Annotated in this window: 13 protein-coding genes and 1 other annotated feature; of the genes, 6 read left to right on the top strand and 7 right to left on the bottom strand. The window is 53.5% G+C overall.

Annotated elements, in window-relative coordinates; translation table 11 throughout:
* Nucleotides 1-5: 5 nt before the first annotated feature.
* The 3 genes from dgcN to INF77_RS04310 all read right to left on the bottom strand — a co-directional run bounded on the left by dgcN (nt 6) and on the right by INF77_RS04310 (nt 2283).
* Nucleotides 6-1226, bottom strand: coding sequence for a diguanylate cyclase DgcN (gene dgcN / locus INF77_RS04320; protein WP_028014122.1), 1221 nt, complete (start codon nt 1224-1226; stop codon nt 6-8).
* Nucleotides 1219-1680, bottom strand: a complete 462-nt coding sequence (locus tag INF77_RS04315) for a YfiR family protein (RefSeq protein WP_370528543.1) — start codon at nt 1678-1680, stop codon at nt 1219-1221. The genes dgcN and INF77_RS04315 overlap by 8 nt, the downstream gene beginning before the upstream one ends.
* 228 nt (nt 1681-1908) lie before the next feature.
* Complete coding sequence (locus tag INF77_RS04310; protein WP_041908636.1) at nt 1909-2283, bottom strand: DUF2799 domain-containing protein; 375 nt, start codon at nt 2281-2283, stop codon at nt 1909-1911.
* 213 nt (nt 2284-2496) lie between these two features.
* On the opposite strand from INF77_RS04310, the gene aroF reads away from it, so the two are divergent.
* Genes aroF through INF77_RS04295 form a run of 3 tightly spaced genes read left to right on the top strand, consistent with a single transcriptional unit; the run spans nt 2497 to nt 5632 of the window.
* Nucleotides 2497-3567: a 3-deoxy-7-phosphoheptulonate synthase AroF gene (aroF, locus tag INF77_RS04305; protein WP_193532623.1), complete on the top strand. Its 1071-nt coding sequence runs from the start codon at nt 2497-2499 to the stop codon at nt 3565-3567.
* A gap of 10 nt (nt 3568-3577) precedes the next feature.
* Complete coding sequence (gene tyrA / locus INF77_RS04300; protein WP_028014119.1) at nt 3578-4699, top strand: bifunctional chorismate mutase/prephenate dehydrogenase; 1122 nt, start codon at nt 3578-3580, stop codon at nt 4697-4699.
* A gap of 60 nt (nt 4700-4759) precedes the next feature.
* The gene (locus INF77_RS04295) at nt 4760-5632 is read left to right on the top strand and encodes an SMP-30/gluconolactonase/LRE family protein (RefSeq protein WP_193532624.1); all 873 of its coding nucleotides are present in this window, start codon (nt 4760-4762) and stop codon (nt 5630-5632) included.
* On the opposite strand, the gene pheA is transcribed toward INF77_RS04295, so the two are convergent.
* The 4 genes from pheA to bamD all read right to left on the bottom strand — a co-directional run bounded on the left by pheA (nt 5629) and on the right by bamD (nt 8396).
* On the bottom strand, nt 5629-6789 hold the full coding sequence (pheA, locus tag INF77_RS04290) for a bifunctional chorismate mutase/prephenate dehydratase (protein ID WP_028014117.1): 1161 nt from the start codon (nt 6787-6789) through the stop codon (nt 5629-5631). The genes INF77_RS04295 and pheA overlap by 4 nt on opposite strands.
* A 30-nt stretch (nt 6790-6819) precedes the next feature.
* Nucleotides 6820-6945 (bottom strand) — a sequence feature (Phe leader region).
* Nucleotides 6897-6944 carry a pheA operon leader peptide PheL gene (pheL, locus tag INF77_RS04285; RefSeq protein WP_100249759.1) on the bottom strand — a complete coding sequence of 16 codons (48 nt, stop codon included), beginning with the start codon at nt 6942-6944 and terminating at the stop codon, nt 6897-6899. (Overlaps the previous feature by 48 nt.)
* Before the next feature lie 103 nt (nt 6946-7048).
* The gene (gene raiA, locus INF77_RS04280) at nt 7049-7390 is read right to left on the bottom strand and encodes a ribosome-associated translation inhibitor RaiA (RefSeq protein ID WP_003863162.1); all 342 of its coding nucleotides are present in this window, start codon (nt 7388-7390) and stop codon (nt 7049-7051) included.
* 268 nt (nt 7391-7658) lie between these two features.
* Nucleotides 7659-8396: an outer membrane protein assembly factor BamD gene (bamD, locus tag INF77_RS04275; protein WP_023308867.1), complete on the bottom strand. Its 738-nt coding sequence runs from the start codon at nt 8394-8396 to the stop codon at nt 7659-7661.
* 131 nt (nt 8397-8527) lie between these two features.
* Here bamD and rluD point away from each other — a divergent pair, with 131 nt between their 5' ends.
* The 3 genes from rluD to clpB all read left to right on the top strand — a co-directional run bounded on the left by rluD (nt 8528) and on the right by clpB (nt 12939).
* Nucleotides 8528-9508, top strand: a complete 981-nt coding sequence (rluD, locus tag INF77_RS04270; protein WP_028014116.1) for a 23S rRNA pseudouridine(1911/1915/1917) synthase RluD — start codon at nt 8528-8530, stop codon at nt 9506-9508.
* The gene (gene yfiH, locus INF77_RS04265) at nt 9505-10236 is read left to right on the top strand and encodes a purine nucleoside phosphorylase YfiH (RefSeq protein WP_193532625.1); all 732 of its coding nucleotides are present in this window, start codon (nt 9505-9507) and stop codon (nt 10234-10236) included. Before rluD ends, yfiH begins: the two co-directional genes overlap by 4 nt.
* A gap of 129 nt (nt 10237-10365) precedes the next feature.
* On the top strand, nt 10366-12939 hold the full coding sequence (gene clpB, locus INF77_RS04260; protein WP_041908644.1) for an ATP-dependent chaperone ClpB: 2574 nt from the start codon (nt 10366-10368) through the stop codon (nt 12937-12939).
* Nucleotides 12940-13231 lie beyond the last annotated feature (292 nt).

Genomic DNA, 13231 nt, shown 5'->3' with positions numbered 1-13231 from the left:
CCTTCCTAACTTATTGTTTTTGTACGCTGGTTCTTGACCTGGTACATATTGCGGTCGGCTTTCTCCAGTAATGCTTCAACGGACGCATTTTCCCACGCCAGAGCAAAGCCAATGCTGAGTGACATCGATGCTTTTTGTCCGTTGTGCAGATCAAACGGACGGATAAACTGCTGCGCTAGCGCAGCACAAATGTGTTGAACCTCTGGTTCAGAATGCACCCCGTACAGCACCATGGCAAATTCGTCACCGCCAAGGCGGTAGGACTGATGGCGTTTATCGCCAAATTCCACCATCCTGCTGGCGACTTCAATCAGCACGCAGTCTCCTGCCGCGTGTCCCCAGGTGTCGTTAATAAACTTAAAATTATCACCGTCGAGGAAGAGCAGGGCCGAGTTTGTTTTTGCCGAGGGGTCATTCATTAATGCCGCAATACTGTTACGAAACGCAGCGCGGTTAGCAAGACCGGTGAGCGGGTCGTGCATGGCGGTACGAAGCAGCTGAGCGTTTTTCGCCTGTAGCTTAAGCTGCCACTCCTCCATCTCGTCCAGCAGGCTGTTAAAGTCTTCTCCAAACTGATGGAATTCTTCAATGCGCCCATCTTTCACCCGACGGGAAAAGTTGCGATTGGTGCGGACGTCATGCACAACGTCGGTGATATTTTGCAGCGCCGTGACCATGCCGCGGTGCAGAGACTGGGTAATGGTGAGCGCGACGACGGTTGCAAAAAGAATACAGCCGGTGAGGACGGCAAACGACATCCAGATGAAATGGCTGATAAGGCTGTCACGCGCGGTAAGACGTATTTCACCTATCTTCGCGCCGTTGTGCAGGATGGGCTGCGCAACCGGAACGGGGAAAAGCCAGCGGCTGACCAGCGCCCCCAGCGTGTCGTTATTATCCTTCGGGTTCCAGGACCAGTAGGCAAAGCGCTTTTTATGCCCGTTGATGACTTCTGCTACGGCAAACTGCCCCTGCTTACCCAGCGCAGCGAGCGTTTCGTTGGCCGCCAGTGAATCGTTGAAAACCAGAGAGGCTTCAAGGCTGTGGCTCATTGTGGCGCCGGTTAATTCGAGATTTTTTTGCGCGTATTGTTTTAATGTTACGACCGAGGCAAAACAGAGCAACAGCCATATTAACGTCATTGTGATGATGACGCTTATCATGCTGTTTCGCCTCAGCGTTCTTTTAAAGGTCGGACGCTGCGTCGAGATGAAATCTTTATCCATGCTGCTTATTCCGTGCAAGCATCAATACATCCGGGTTAACCCTGACGCCACTGCGTGTCAACGCATCCAGATTGACGGAAAATCGCACCTGGCCACGATCGATTATCAGGCAAAAGGCGCTGCCAATAACACATTCCGGATTTTGCTCTGAGATTAATAGCAATGCTCTGCCCTGATATTGACTTATTAATTCAAGTTGTTTCGCAGGTGGTTCAGTCCCGAAATAAACAGCATCGCATGTCGCGGCCAGGGCTTCCCGATCGTTACGTACAATAACGGGGGTATAAGGTAACTCGTTATGCCCCTGGTTTTCGCTGAGCGCGTGCGTATAGTGAGAAGTGGCATAGATGCAGAGTTTAGGCTGACCGGAAAGCGACGGCCATCGCGTATAGCTCACTATGCCTGAGACAATAGAACGTACCGATTTATCTGTCTCCGAGAGCGCGCCTGCCATCGCCGGGCCCACCATAAGGAACAGCATTAGCACCAGAGTGAGTCGGAACAAAGAGTTCAAGTATAAATTTCTCACCAGAATCCGCCGTACCGCTCCGGAAATAGATGTCCTTAAGAGTTGCGGGCAGAATACCATTGTTTATCAGAACCGTCATTATGTCAGAAATAGCCCATGGCTGACCTAAGCTAAATCCTACAGTTGTTTATTTTCCAAAGAATAAAAGCAGACTTAATTAAGCCTGCTGGAACGCATACTTTCATCCATTCCTTTTTGCCATGACGCATGCAGTTTCGCTGCATTTTCAACAGTATCACAACTGGCTGGATAAGATTTGCCCGCTAATCCCCATGCATGAATAAAGCCTTCTTCACACACTTTCTTCTGACCATCAGCATAGCCGCGAAGATATTCATTACGATCGACGTGGGGGTCGTTAAAACTATCGGCCAGGGTCTGGTTATCTTTAACCGGCAGGCCATTTATGGCGTCTTCTTTACCCGCGCTGAACCAGTCCGGGCTCGTCCAGTTGGGCTGGAAAGTGTAAGGATTAATCTGACAGCCCGATAAAAACAGCGACAGCAGGACGAAAGCAATCGATCGCATAACCCTTCTCCTTTTTCTTCAGCATAGCCTGGCGGGAGAAATTTAGGCTGTAATTTAAACTTTACGATTTTAGCGGCTGATTTTTGCCTTTATTGTGCCAATGTAAACTAATGTGTACGTATTTTGGATTGAAATGTTTACTTTTTATGGTATCGTGGTTTCACCTCACTGAGGAAAACAACTATCGCAAACGAGCTTTACAGGATCGCTATCATGCAAAAAGACGCGCTGAACAACGTACATATCACTGACGAACAGGTTTTGATTACCCCGGATCAACTGAAAGCGGAGTTTCCGCTGAGCGCCGCGCAGGAGGCTCAGATCGAGCACTCTCGCCAGACCATTTCTGACATTATCGCTGGCCGCGATCCGCGCCTGCTGGTGGTTTGTGGTCCTTGCTCTATTCACGATCCTGAAACCGCCATTGAGTATGCGCGTCGATTTAAAGCATTAGCGGAGGAGGTCAGCGATAGCCTCTATCTGGTGATGCGCGTCTATTTTGAAAAGCCACGCACGACAGTTGGCTGGAAAGGATTGATCAACGATCCGCACATGGATGGCTCGTTTGATGTGGAAGCAGGCCTGAAGATTGCGCGTCGCCTGCTGGTGGAACTGGTCAGCATGGGGCTGCCGCTGGCAACCGAAGCGCTGGATCCAAACAGCCCGCAATACCTGGGCGATCTGTTTAGCTGGTCCGCAATTGGTGCGCGTACGACTGAATCGCAAACCCACCGTGAGATGGCGTCTGGCCTGTCGATGCCGGTTGGCTTTAAAAACGGTACCGATGGCAGCCTGGCGACGGCGATCAACGCCATGCGCGCCGCCGCCATGCCGCACCGCTTTGTTGGGATCAACCAGGCGGGCCAGGTGTGCCTGCTGCAAACGCAGGGCAACCCGGACGGTCATGTGATCCTGCGCGGCGGTAAAGCGCCAAACTACAGCCCTGCGGACGTGGCGCAGTGTGAAAAAGAGATGGAACAGGCGGGACTGCGTCCGGCACTGATGGTAGATTGCAGTCATGGTAATTCGAATAAAGATTACCGTCGCCAGCCAGCGGTTGCGGAATCCGTGGTCGCACAGATCAAAGACGGAAACCGTTCGATTATCGGCCTGATGATTGAGAGCAACATTCATGAAGGTAATCAGTCATCAGAACAGCCGCGCAGCGCGATGAAGAACGGCGTCTCCGTGACGGATGCCTGCATCAGCTGGGAAACCACAGATGCGCTGCTGCGTGAGATCCATAAAGATTTAAGCGGCCAGCTGGCGACGCGTCTGGCTTAAGAGGGTAGTTATGGTTGCTGAATTGACCGCACTGCGCGATCAAATTGATGAAGTGGATAAGGCGCTGCTGGACCTGCTGGCGCGCCGTATGGCGCTTGTTGCCGAAGTCGGTGAGGTGAAAAGCAAATACGGCCTGCCGATTTACGTCCCGGAGCGCGAAGCCTCAATGCTGGCCTCCCGTCGTAAAGAGGCGCAGGCGCTGGGCGTTTCGCCGGATTTGATTGAAGATGTTCTGCGTCGCGTGATGCGGGAATCCTATTCCAGCGAAAACGACAAGGGCTTTAAAACCCTCTGTCCGTCCCTGCGTCCGGTGGTGATTGTTGGCGGAGCTGGGCAGATGGGGCGTCTGTTCGAGAAAATGCTGACGCTTTCTGGCTATCAGGTGCGCATTCTGGAAAAAGAGGACTGGGCACAAGCACCGGAACTGATGAAAGATGCCGGAATGGTTATCGTCAGCGTGCCGATCCACGTGACGGAGCAGATCATCGGGAAGCTTCCTCCTTTACCAAAAGACTGCATTCTGGTGGATCTGGCTTCCGTTAAAAACGGTCCTCTGCAGGCGATGCTGGCTGCGCATACGGGCCCGGTGCTCGGGCTGCACCCGATGTTTGGCCCGGACAGCGGCAGCCTGGCGAAGCAGGTGGTGGTTTACTGCGACGGCCGTCAGCCTGAAGCCTATCAATGGTTCCTGGAACAGATTCAGGTCTGGGGCGCGAGGCTGCACCGCATCAGCGCGGTCGAGCACGATCAGAACATGGCGTTCATTCAGGCGCTGCGCCACTTTGCGACCTTTGCCTACGGCCTGCATCTGGCGGAAGAGAACGTGCAGCTTGAACAACTGCTGGCGCTATCTTCACCGATCTATCGTCTTGAGCTGGCGATGGTCGGGCGTCTGTTTGCGCAGGATCCCCAGCTTTACGCCGACATCATCATGTCGTCTGAAAATAATCTGGCGCTGATTAAGCGCTACTATCAGCGCTTTGGCGAAGCCATTACGCTGCTGGAGCACGGAGACAAGCAGGCGTTTATCGACAGCTTCCGCAAAGTGGAGCACTGGTTCGGCGATTACGCCACGCGTTTCCAGAGTGAAAGCCGCACGCTGTTGCGCCAGGCAAATGACAGTCGCCAGTAATCCAATGATGTATATACTGAAAGCCAGCAATGCTGGCTTTTTTCATTTTGGGGAACTGTCATGGCTGAACCGCAGCTGCTGTTGAACTACACCGGGCATCTGCCCGAATGCCCGACGTGGAGCGCAGAAGAAAATGCGCTCTACTGGGCGGATATTCTGGAAGGGGAGATCCACCGCTACCACCTGCCGACGGCGGAACATACCGTGCTTTCCTTCCATGAAGAGGTGGGCTGCTTTGCCCTGCGTGAGCGAGGCGGTTTTATCGTCGCTATGCGCAACGGCATCTGGCTTGCCGATAAGCATGGGCTCCTGCAGCGCAAGGTGTGTGATAACCCCTCAAACCCGCAGCTCGCACGTTTTAATGATGGGGGTACCGACCACCAGGGGCGCTTCTATGCGGGCACGTTCTGGGGGCCGGGAGATTACAACGGCGCGCTGCTGATGCGCATCGACAACGACCTGACGCCGAAAGTGATCCAGTGTGATATTCACGGTCATAACGGCTTAGCGTTTAGCCCGGATAAGCGGTGGATGTTTACCTCTGATACGCCAAACGGCGTAATTTACCGTACGCCAGTTGATGAACAGGGCGAACCCGGCAGGCGAGAGGTGTTTCGTCAGTTTAAAGAGGGCGAGGGGATACCGGACGGTGCGGCGATGGATGTGGAAGGCTGCTACTGGAGCGCGCTGTTTGACGGCTGGCGTATCGCGCGTTTTTCTCCACAAGGGGAGCAACTGGAAGAATACCGCATGCCGGTGCGTTGCCCGACGATGGTCTGCTTTGGCGGCGATGATATGAAAACGCTGTTCATTACCACCACGCGGGAAAATATGGATGCGGAGGAGGTGGCGAAGTATCCGCTTTCCGGAGCCGTCTTCACCCTGCCGGTTAATGTGGCAGGGATGAAGAAAAGCCGTTTTATCGAATGCTAGCTTGGATCGACCGGGACGACGTTTTCGCTCGGATAGCAGCCCAGCACTTTCATTGAACGGGTAATTTCACCCAGTTCGCGAAGGGCTTTCTGCATGGATGCAGATTCCAGGTTGGCCTGGATATCGAGGTAAAACATCTCTTCCCATGGATTACCGTGGATTGGGCGTGATTCCAGCCTGGTCATGATCAAATTGTGGTTGCGCAGCACCAGCAGGGCTTCTACCAGCGCGCCCGCCTGCTGGCCGGTCGCCATCAGCAGCGTGGTTTTCGCCGGCACCTGGTCTGACACGTTGATTGCCTTGCGGGCCAGCACCACGAAGCGGGTGATGTTTTGCGTCTGGTTAGCAAGATTGCGTTCCAGAACCTGTAAGCCATACAGCGCGCCGCCCGCTTCGCTGCCGAGCGCAGCAACGGTTGGGGAGTTGGCTTGCGCTACTTTTTCCATTGCCGCCGAGGTGCTTTCGGTGTACTCAATTTTCCAGTTCGGATAGCGGTTCAGGAACTGGCTACACTGCTGGAAAGGCTGCGGATGGCTGTAGACCGTTTCGATCGTGTTCAGGTCCGTTGAACCGGAGACCAGCACGCAGTGATCGATAGGGATCGTCAGCTCGCCGACCAGCGACAGGCTGGTGTGCTGCAGTAAATCGTAGACGTCGTTGATGGCACCGGAACTGGTGTTTTCAATCGGCACCACGGCGTAATCCGCCTGGCCGGTCTCAACCTGGTTAAAAATATCGGCGAATTTTGCGCAGCCGCTCTCAATAAACTCTTCAAAATGACGTGCGGCATACTGGCGTGCGGCCAGATGAGAATAGGAGCCTTTAGGCCCGAGGAAGGCGATGCGCGCCGAGTGCGGGTTGGTTTTATTGAGATGCTGCTGGAGTAGCGCTTGCTGGGTCAGAACGGAATCTTCGATGATGAGCTGGAACAGCCGGGTGATGTAGTGGGCATCGAGGTGATGCGCTTTGCCGAGCTGGATGAGACGCTCCAGCAGATCCCGCTCGCGGTCGATGTCACGGACCGGACGATGGGAGTCCAGCTTGGCTTTGCCCACTTCAACGGCGAGGGCGCGACGTTCGGCCAGCAGCGCCAGTAATTTTTCATCCAGCGCGCTGATTTTTACTCGCAGATCCAGTAACGGGTTTTCCGGTGTCATAGTGTTGCCTGTCTCATTTTATCGTTATCAATAAAAAAGGCCCCCCGGTGTGGGAGGCCTTGTTGTTCGTCTTCGCATTCTTTATCACACGACGAAACGCCTCCCGTTCAGGGGAAGGTAAAAAAGAATGCGAAGAAGAACGGCGTAAGTTTCATAAAGTCATCCTGTGATTGATACCGTTAAAGTACCCGTACTGTTTTCACCCTGTCAATAAAAAACGCGCCCGAAGGCGCGTTGGCGGTACACTCAATTTAAAGGATTACTCTTCTTCAACTTCTTCCGCGAAGCTGGCGTCTTTCACCGACGTTGCGGCGCGACGGGCTTCACCTTTGTGTTGCACTTTATTGAGCTGCCGTTCCAGCTTGTTGATCAAATCGTTGATTGCGGTGTACATATCCTCATGTTTTGCGCTGGCGACCAGATGGCCGTTTGGAGTATTGATAGTTGCGTCAGCGATGAAACCCTGGGGCTCCTTGGACAGGATGATATGTGGATTAATCAAATGTGTTTGCCATTTATCCAGTTTGGCGAGACGGTCTGCGACGTGCTGGCGAATTGCCGGAGTAATTTCCATTTGTTTACTGGTAATGTTCATTGTCATAAATTTTACCTCTTGTCTTTCCGTCTTGGTGATTCCAGCATACCCGACCTAATGTCAAAATGTGTGATTTAGATCACGTTATTTTGTCGGTTTTTGTCAGGGAATCTTTTTTGTGAGGCAGGGCAGGAAGAAATGAGATTTACCTTGTGGAAGGTACGAATTACGGTCATAGTTGACGGGATGTGTTGAGGCTAAAGCGCTTCAGCGGATGTCGGAATTGAATAAAAAAACGGCAGCCTTCGGGCTGCCGTTTTGCATTGAAACGCTATCACGTGTTGCTGCTGTTCGCGGCGATTATTTTCGCCACTTTTTCAGCCTGAGCGGTCATCTGCATCTGACGGTAAGCATTTTCCATCAGCTTCAGGCCGTCACGCGTTGCCTGAGTATCCGGGTAATCACGCAGCATACCTTCTACGCGGTTAACCACGGCAACCCATGCGCCACGGCGGGTATAGTATTCCGCAACGGAGTACTCATATTTCGCCAGACGATCTTTCAGGAACACCAGACGTTTGGTCGCGTCGGTGACGTACTGACTGTTCGGATAGCCGCGCACCAGCTTGGAGAAGTCATTGAAGGCGTCGCGCGCATGCTGCGGGTCACGGTCGGAGCGATCTACGCCGAAGAAGCCCTGCAGGGCGCTGTCGTCCAGCGCCATGTTGGTCAGGCCGCGCATGTACATGACGTAGTCGATGTTAGGATGAGTCGGGTTCAGACGCATGAAACGATCGATAGTTGCCTGAGCCAGCGGCAGATCGGCATTTTTGTAGTAGGCGTAGATAAGATCTAACTGTACCTGCTGCGAATACGGACCAAATGGATAGCGATTATCCAACGCTTCCAGTTGCGTTATCGCCTGTTTCCAGTTACCGTCCTGCAACTTTTGTTGTGCAGTCGCATAGATTTCATTCGGCGGATTGTCAGGGACCTGTTCATTCGAACCGGAGCAGCCCACCAAAGCCAGGCTCAACGTGGCCGCTGCCACCAGATATTTCATGCGCGTCATGACGTTTTGACTTTCCTCAAATGTTTGTCCGGGAGAAACTCTGTTCCTGCTCCCGATTAAGACCAGCTACAATAGCACACTATATTAAACGGCAAAGCCGTAAAACCCAACGTTAAACAAAGAAGCAGTTTATGGCACAACGAGTAGAACTCACCGCAACAGTCTCCGAAAATCAGCTCGGTCAACGCTTAGATCAGGCTTTGGCCGAATTGTTCCCTGATTATTCGCGTTCACGTATAAAAGAATGGATCCTTGACCAGCGCGTGCTGGTAAACGGCAAGATCTGGGACAAACCAAAAGAGAAAGTGTTTGGTGGGGAAGCTGTTGCCATCAATGCTGAAATCGAAGAGGAAATCCGCTTCGAGCCGCAGGATATCCCACTGGACATCGTCTATGAAGATGATGACATTCTGGTGATCAACAAGCCGCGCGACCTGGTTGTTCATCCGGGCGCAGGGAATCCAGACGGTACGGTACTTAACGCACTTCTTCATTATTATCCGCCGATTGCGGACGTCCCACGTGCAGGCATCGTTCACCGTCTGGATAAAGACACCACCGGTCTGATGGTGGTGGCGAAGACCGTTCCCGCTCAAACCCGTCTGGTGGAGTCGCTGCAGCTGCGTGAGATTACTCGCGAATATGAAGCGGTGGCGATTGGACACATGACCGCTGGCGGCACGGTAGAAGAGCCGATCAGCCGTCACCCGACGAAACGTACCCATATGTCGGTGCATCCGATGGGTAAACCGGCGGTGACGCACTATCGCATTATGGAGCACTTCCGTATTCATACCCGCCTGCGCCTGCGCCTGGAAACCGGTCGTACTCACCAGATCCGCGTTCACATGGCGCACATTACCCATCCGCTGGTGGGGGATCAGGTGTACGGCGGTCGTCCGCGTCCGCCAAAAGGCGCGTCGGATGAGTTCATCAGCGTACTGCGTAAATTCGATCGTCAGGCGCTGCACGCGACCATGCTGCGTCTTTATCACCCGATCAGTGGTATCCAGATGGAATGGCATGCGCCTATCCCGCAGGATATGGTGGAACTCATTGATGCCATGCGTGCCGATTTCGAAGAACATAAGGATCAAGTGGACTGGTTATGACCAAGCTGATTGTCCCGGAGTGGCCGCTGCCTGCAGGCGTGGCCGCCTGTAGTTCGACCCGTATTGGCGGCGTGAGCCAGGGCGCGTGGGAGTCTTTAAACCTCGGCGCGCACTGCGGCGATAGCCTGGAACACGTTGAAGAGAACCGCACGCGTCTGTTTGCTGCGGGAAATCTGCCGTCGAAGCCGGTTTGGCTGGAGCAGGTTCACGGCAAAGCGGTACTGAAGCTGACGGGAGAACCTTACGCTTCCAAACGCGCCGATGCTTCTTACAGTAATACGCCGGGCACGGTTTGTGCCGTAATGACCGCCGATTGTCTGCCGGTTCTGTTTTGTAACCGTGCCGGTACGGGGGTAGCAGCAGCGCACGCGGGGTGGCGTGGCTTATGCGAGGGCGTGCTGGAAGAGACCGTCGCCTGCTTCAATGATGATCCCGCCAATATCATGGCCTGGCTAGGTCCGGCGATTGGCCCTCGTGCTTTTGAAGTGGGGCCGGAGGTTCGCGAAGCATTCATGGAAAAAGATCCGCAAGCCATTGAGGCCTTCCTGCCTGCCGGGGAAAAATATCTGGCGGATATTTACCAGCTTGCCCGCCAGCGTCTGAATAATATTGGCGTAACGCAGATCTTCGGCGGCGATCGCTGTACGTTCACCGAAAAGGGTGATTTTTTCTCCTATCGCCGCGACAAGACGACGGGTCGTATGGCAAGTTTCATTTGGCTGATATAACCTAAAGAATCAAGACGATCCGGCACGTGCCGTTTTCTTTTCACATAATTCAGGTCATTAACCTTGAATAATTGAGGGATGACCTCATTTAATCTCCAGTAGCAAATTTGACCTGTTATGGGAGGAGTTATGCGTCTGGATCGTCTTACTAATAAATTCCAGCTTGCTCTCGCCGATGCCCAGTCCCTTGCACTGGGGCACGACAACCAATTCATCGAACCTCTTCATTTAATGAGCGCCTTGCTGAATCAGGAAGGGGGATCGGTACGTCCTTTATTAACGTCTGCTGGCATTAATGCTGGCCAGTTACGCACCGCTATTGATCAGGCACTGAGCCGTTTACCGCAGGTAGAAGGTACCGGCGGCGACGTTCAACCGTCGCAGGATCTGGTGCGCGTGCTGAACCTTTGCGACAAGCTGGCGCAAAAACGTGGGGACAACTTTATTTCGTCGGAGCTCTTTGTTCTGGCGGCGCTTGAATCACGCGGTACCTTGACCGACCTGCTGAAATCTGCCGGTGCAACCACCGCCAATGTGACTCAGGCGATTGAGAAAATGCGCGGAGGTGAAAGCGTGAACGATCAGGGAGCCGAAGACCAACGTCAGGCTTTGAAGAAATTTACGGTCGATCTGACCGAACGTGCCGAGCAGGGCAAACTTGACCCGGTTATCGGCCGTGACGAAGAGATCCGCCGTACGATTCAGGTACTGCAGCGTCGTACCAAAAACAACCCGGTACTGATTGGTGAGCCGGGGGTCGGTAAAACCGCCATCGTTGAAGGGCTTGCGCAGCGTATCGTAAACGGTGAAGTGCCGGAAGGGTTGAAAGGCCGCCGCGTACTGGCGCTGGATATGGGCGCGCTGGTGGCCGGTGCGAAATACCGCGGTGAGTTTGAAGAGCGTTTGAAAGGCGTGCTTAACGACCTGGCGAAACAGGAAGGCAATGTCATTCTGTTTATCGACGAACTGCACACCATGGTGGGGGCTGGTAAGGCCGACGGCGCGATGGATGCCGGGAACATGCTGAAACCTGCGCTGGCGCGTGGTGAACTTCACTGTGTCGGTGCCACTACGCTTGATGAGTATCGTCAGTACATTGAGAAAGATGCCGCTCTGGAACGTCGTTTCCAGAAGGTGTTTGTTGCCGAGCCAAGCGTTGAAGATACCATCGCGATCCTGCGTGGTCTGAAAGAGCGTTATGAACTGCACCACCATGTGCAGATTACTGACCCGGCCATCGTTGCGGCGGCGACGCTTTCGCATCGGTATATCGCCGATCGTCAGTTGCCTGATAAAGCAATCGACCTGATCGATGAAGCGGCGTCGAGCATTCGTATGCAGATTGACTCGAAGCCGGAAGAACTGGACCGACTCGACCGCCGCATCATTCAGCTCAAGCTGGAACAGCAGGCGCTGAAAAAAGAGTCTGATGAAGCCAGTAAGAAACGCCTGGATATGCTCAATGAAGAGCTGGACGATAAAGAGCGCCAGTATTCTGAGCTGGAAGAAGAGTGGAAAGCCGAGAAAGCCTCCCTCTCTGGCACGCAGACCATTAAAGCGGAACTCGAACAGGCCAAAATTGCCATTGAGCAGGCTCGCCGTGTGGGTGACCTGGCACGTATGTCTGAACTGCAGTACGGCAAAATTCCTGAGCTGGAGAAACAGCTTGAGATCGCCACGCAGTCTGAAGGCAAAACCATGCGTCTGTTACGTAATAAAGTGACGGATGCCGAAATTGCCGAAGTGCTCGCTCGCTGGACCGGTATTCCGGTGGCGCGCATGATGGAAAGCGAACGCGATAAGCTGCTGCGTATGGAGCAGGATCTGCATCAGCGGGTGATTGGTCAGGACGAGGCGGTTGAAGCGGTCTCCAACGCTATTCGCCGTAGCCGTGCTGGGCTTTCCGATCCAAATCGCCCGATCGGTTCGTTCCTGTTCCTGGGGCCGACCGGTGTCGGTAAAACCGAACTGTGTAAAGCGCTGGCAAACTTTATGTTCGACAGCGACGATGCGATGGTGCGTATCGACATGTCCGAGTTCATGGAGAAACACTCCGTCTCGCGTCTGGTCGGTGCGCCTCCGGGATATGTTGGTTATGAAGAGGGCGGCTACCTGACCGAAGCGGTGCGCCGGCGTCCTTATTCCGTCATCCTGCTGGATGAGGTGGAAAAAGCGCATCCGGATGTGTTCAACATCCTGCTTCAGGTGCTGGATGATGGTCGTCTGACGGACGGGCAGGGGAGAACGGTCGATTTCCGTAATACGGTCGTCATCATGACCTCGAACCTGGGTTCCGATTTGATTCAGGAACGTTTCGGTGAACTTGACTACAGCCATATGAAGGATCTGGTGCTCGGTGTGGTGAGCCATAACTTCCGTCCGGAGTTCATTAACCGTATTGACGAAGTGGTGGTATTCCATCCTCTGGGTGAGAAACACATTGCGTCGATTGCGCAGATCCAGCTGCAGCGTCTGTACAAACGTCTGGAAGAGCGTGGATATGAAATTCACATCTCCGACGATGCGCTGAAGCTGCTGAGCGAGAATGGTTACGATCCGGTTTATGGTGCGCGTCCACTGAAACGTGCTATTCAGCAGCAGATCGAAAACCCGCTGGCGCAGCAGATCCTTTCCGGAGAACTGATTCCGGGCAAAGTTATCCGTCTGGAAGCCAACGACGATCGTATTGTGGCAGTGCAGTAAGTCACAAAACGCAAAAACGAGCCGCTTGCGGCTCGTTTTTGTTTAAAAACCAGGCGAAAATTGAGGTCTGGGATGCGTTTTGCCTGGAAAGTGAGCAGTCAGTAAATAATTTTCACTTTATCCTTGCAGCTTCGGAATTACTCCCTATAATGCGCCTCCACTGACACGGAACAACGGCACACACGCCGCCGGGTCAGCAGAGAAAAGCGAAATAAACGCTTGACTCTGAAGCGGGAAAGCGTAATATGCACACCCCGCGCCGCAGCGAAAACGAAGCGGCACTGCTCTTTAA

Source organism: Enterobacter cloacae complex sp. P1B (genome assembly GCF_014982345.1).
Classification (GTDB): domain Bacteria; phylum Pseudomonadota; class Gammaproteobacteria; order Enterobacterales; family Enterobacteriaceae; genus Enterobacter; species Enterobacter bugandensis.
This window is presented reverse-complemented; position numbering and strand designations above follow the sequence as displayed.

Coding starts and splice junctions, on each gene's coding strand:
- yfiH (WP_193532625.1), top strand. CDS start 9,505: ATGACCAAGCTGATTGTCCCGGAGTGGCCGCTGCCTGCAGGCGTGGCC.
- pheA (WP_028014117.1), bottom strand. CDS start 6,789: ATGACACCGGAAAACCCGTTACTGGATCTGCGAGTAAAAATCAGCGCG.
- bamD (WP_023308867.1), bottom strand. CDS start 8,396: ATGACGCGCATGAAATATCTGGTGGCAGCGGCCACGTTGAGCCTGGCT.
- dgcN (WP_028014122.1), bottom strand. CDS start 1,226: ATGGATAAAGATTTCATCTCGACGCAGCGTCCGACCTTTAAAAGAACG.
- tyrA (WP_028014119.1), top strand. CDS start 3,578: ATGGTTGCTGAATTGACCGCACTGCGCGATCAAATTGATGAAGTGGAT.
- clpB (WP_041908644.1), top strand. CDS start 10,366: ATGCGTCTGGATCGTCTTACTAATAAATTCCAGCTTGCTCTCGCCGAT.
- rluD (WP_028014116.1), top strand. CDS start 8,528: ATGGCACAACGAGTAGAACTCACCGCAACAGTCTCCGAAAATCAGCTC.
- raiA (WP_003863162.1), bottom strand. CDS start 7,390: ATGACAATGAACATTACCAGTAAACAAATGGAAATTACTCCGGCAATT.
- aroF (WP_193532623.1), top strand. CDS start 2,497: ATGCAAAAAGACGCGCTGAACAACGTACATATCACTGACGAACAGGTT.
- INF77_RS04295 (WP_193532624.1), top strand. CDS start 4,760: ATGGCTGAACCGCAGCTGCTGTTGAACTACACCGGGCATCTGCCCGAA.
- INF77_RS04315 (WP_370528543.1), bottom strand. CDS start 1,680: ATGGCAGGCGCGCTCTCGGAGACAGATAAATCGGTACGTTCTATTGTC.
- INF77_RS04310 (WP_041908636.1), bottom strand. CDS start 2,283: ATGCGATCGATTGCTTTCGTCCTGCTGTCGCTGTTTTTATCGGGCTGT.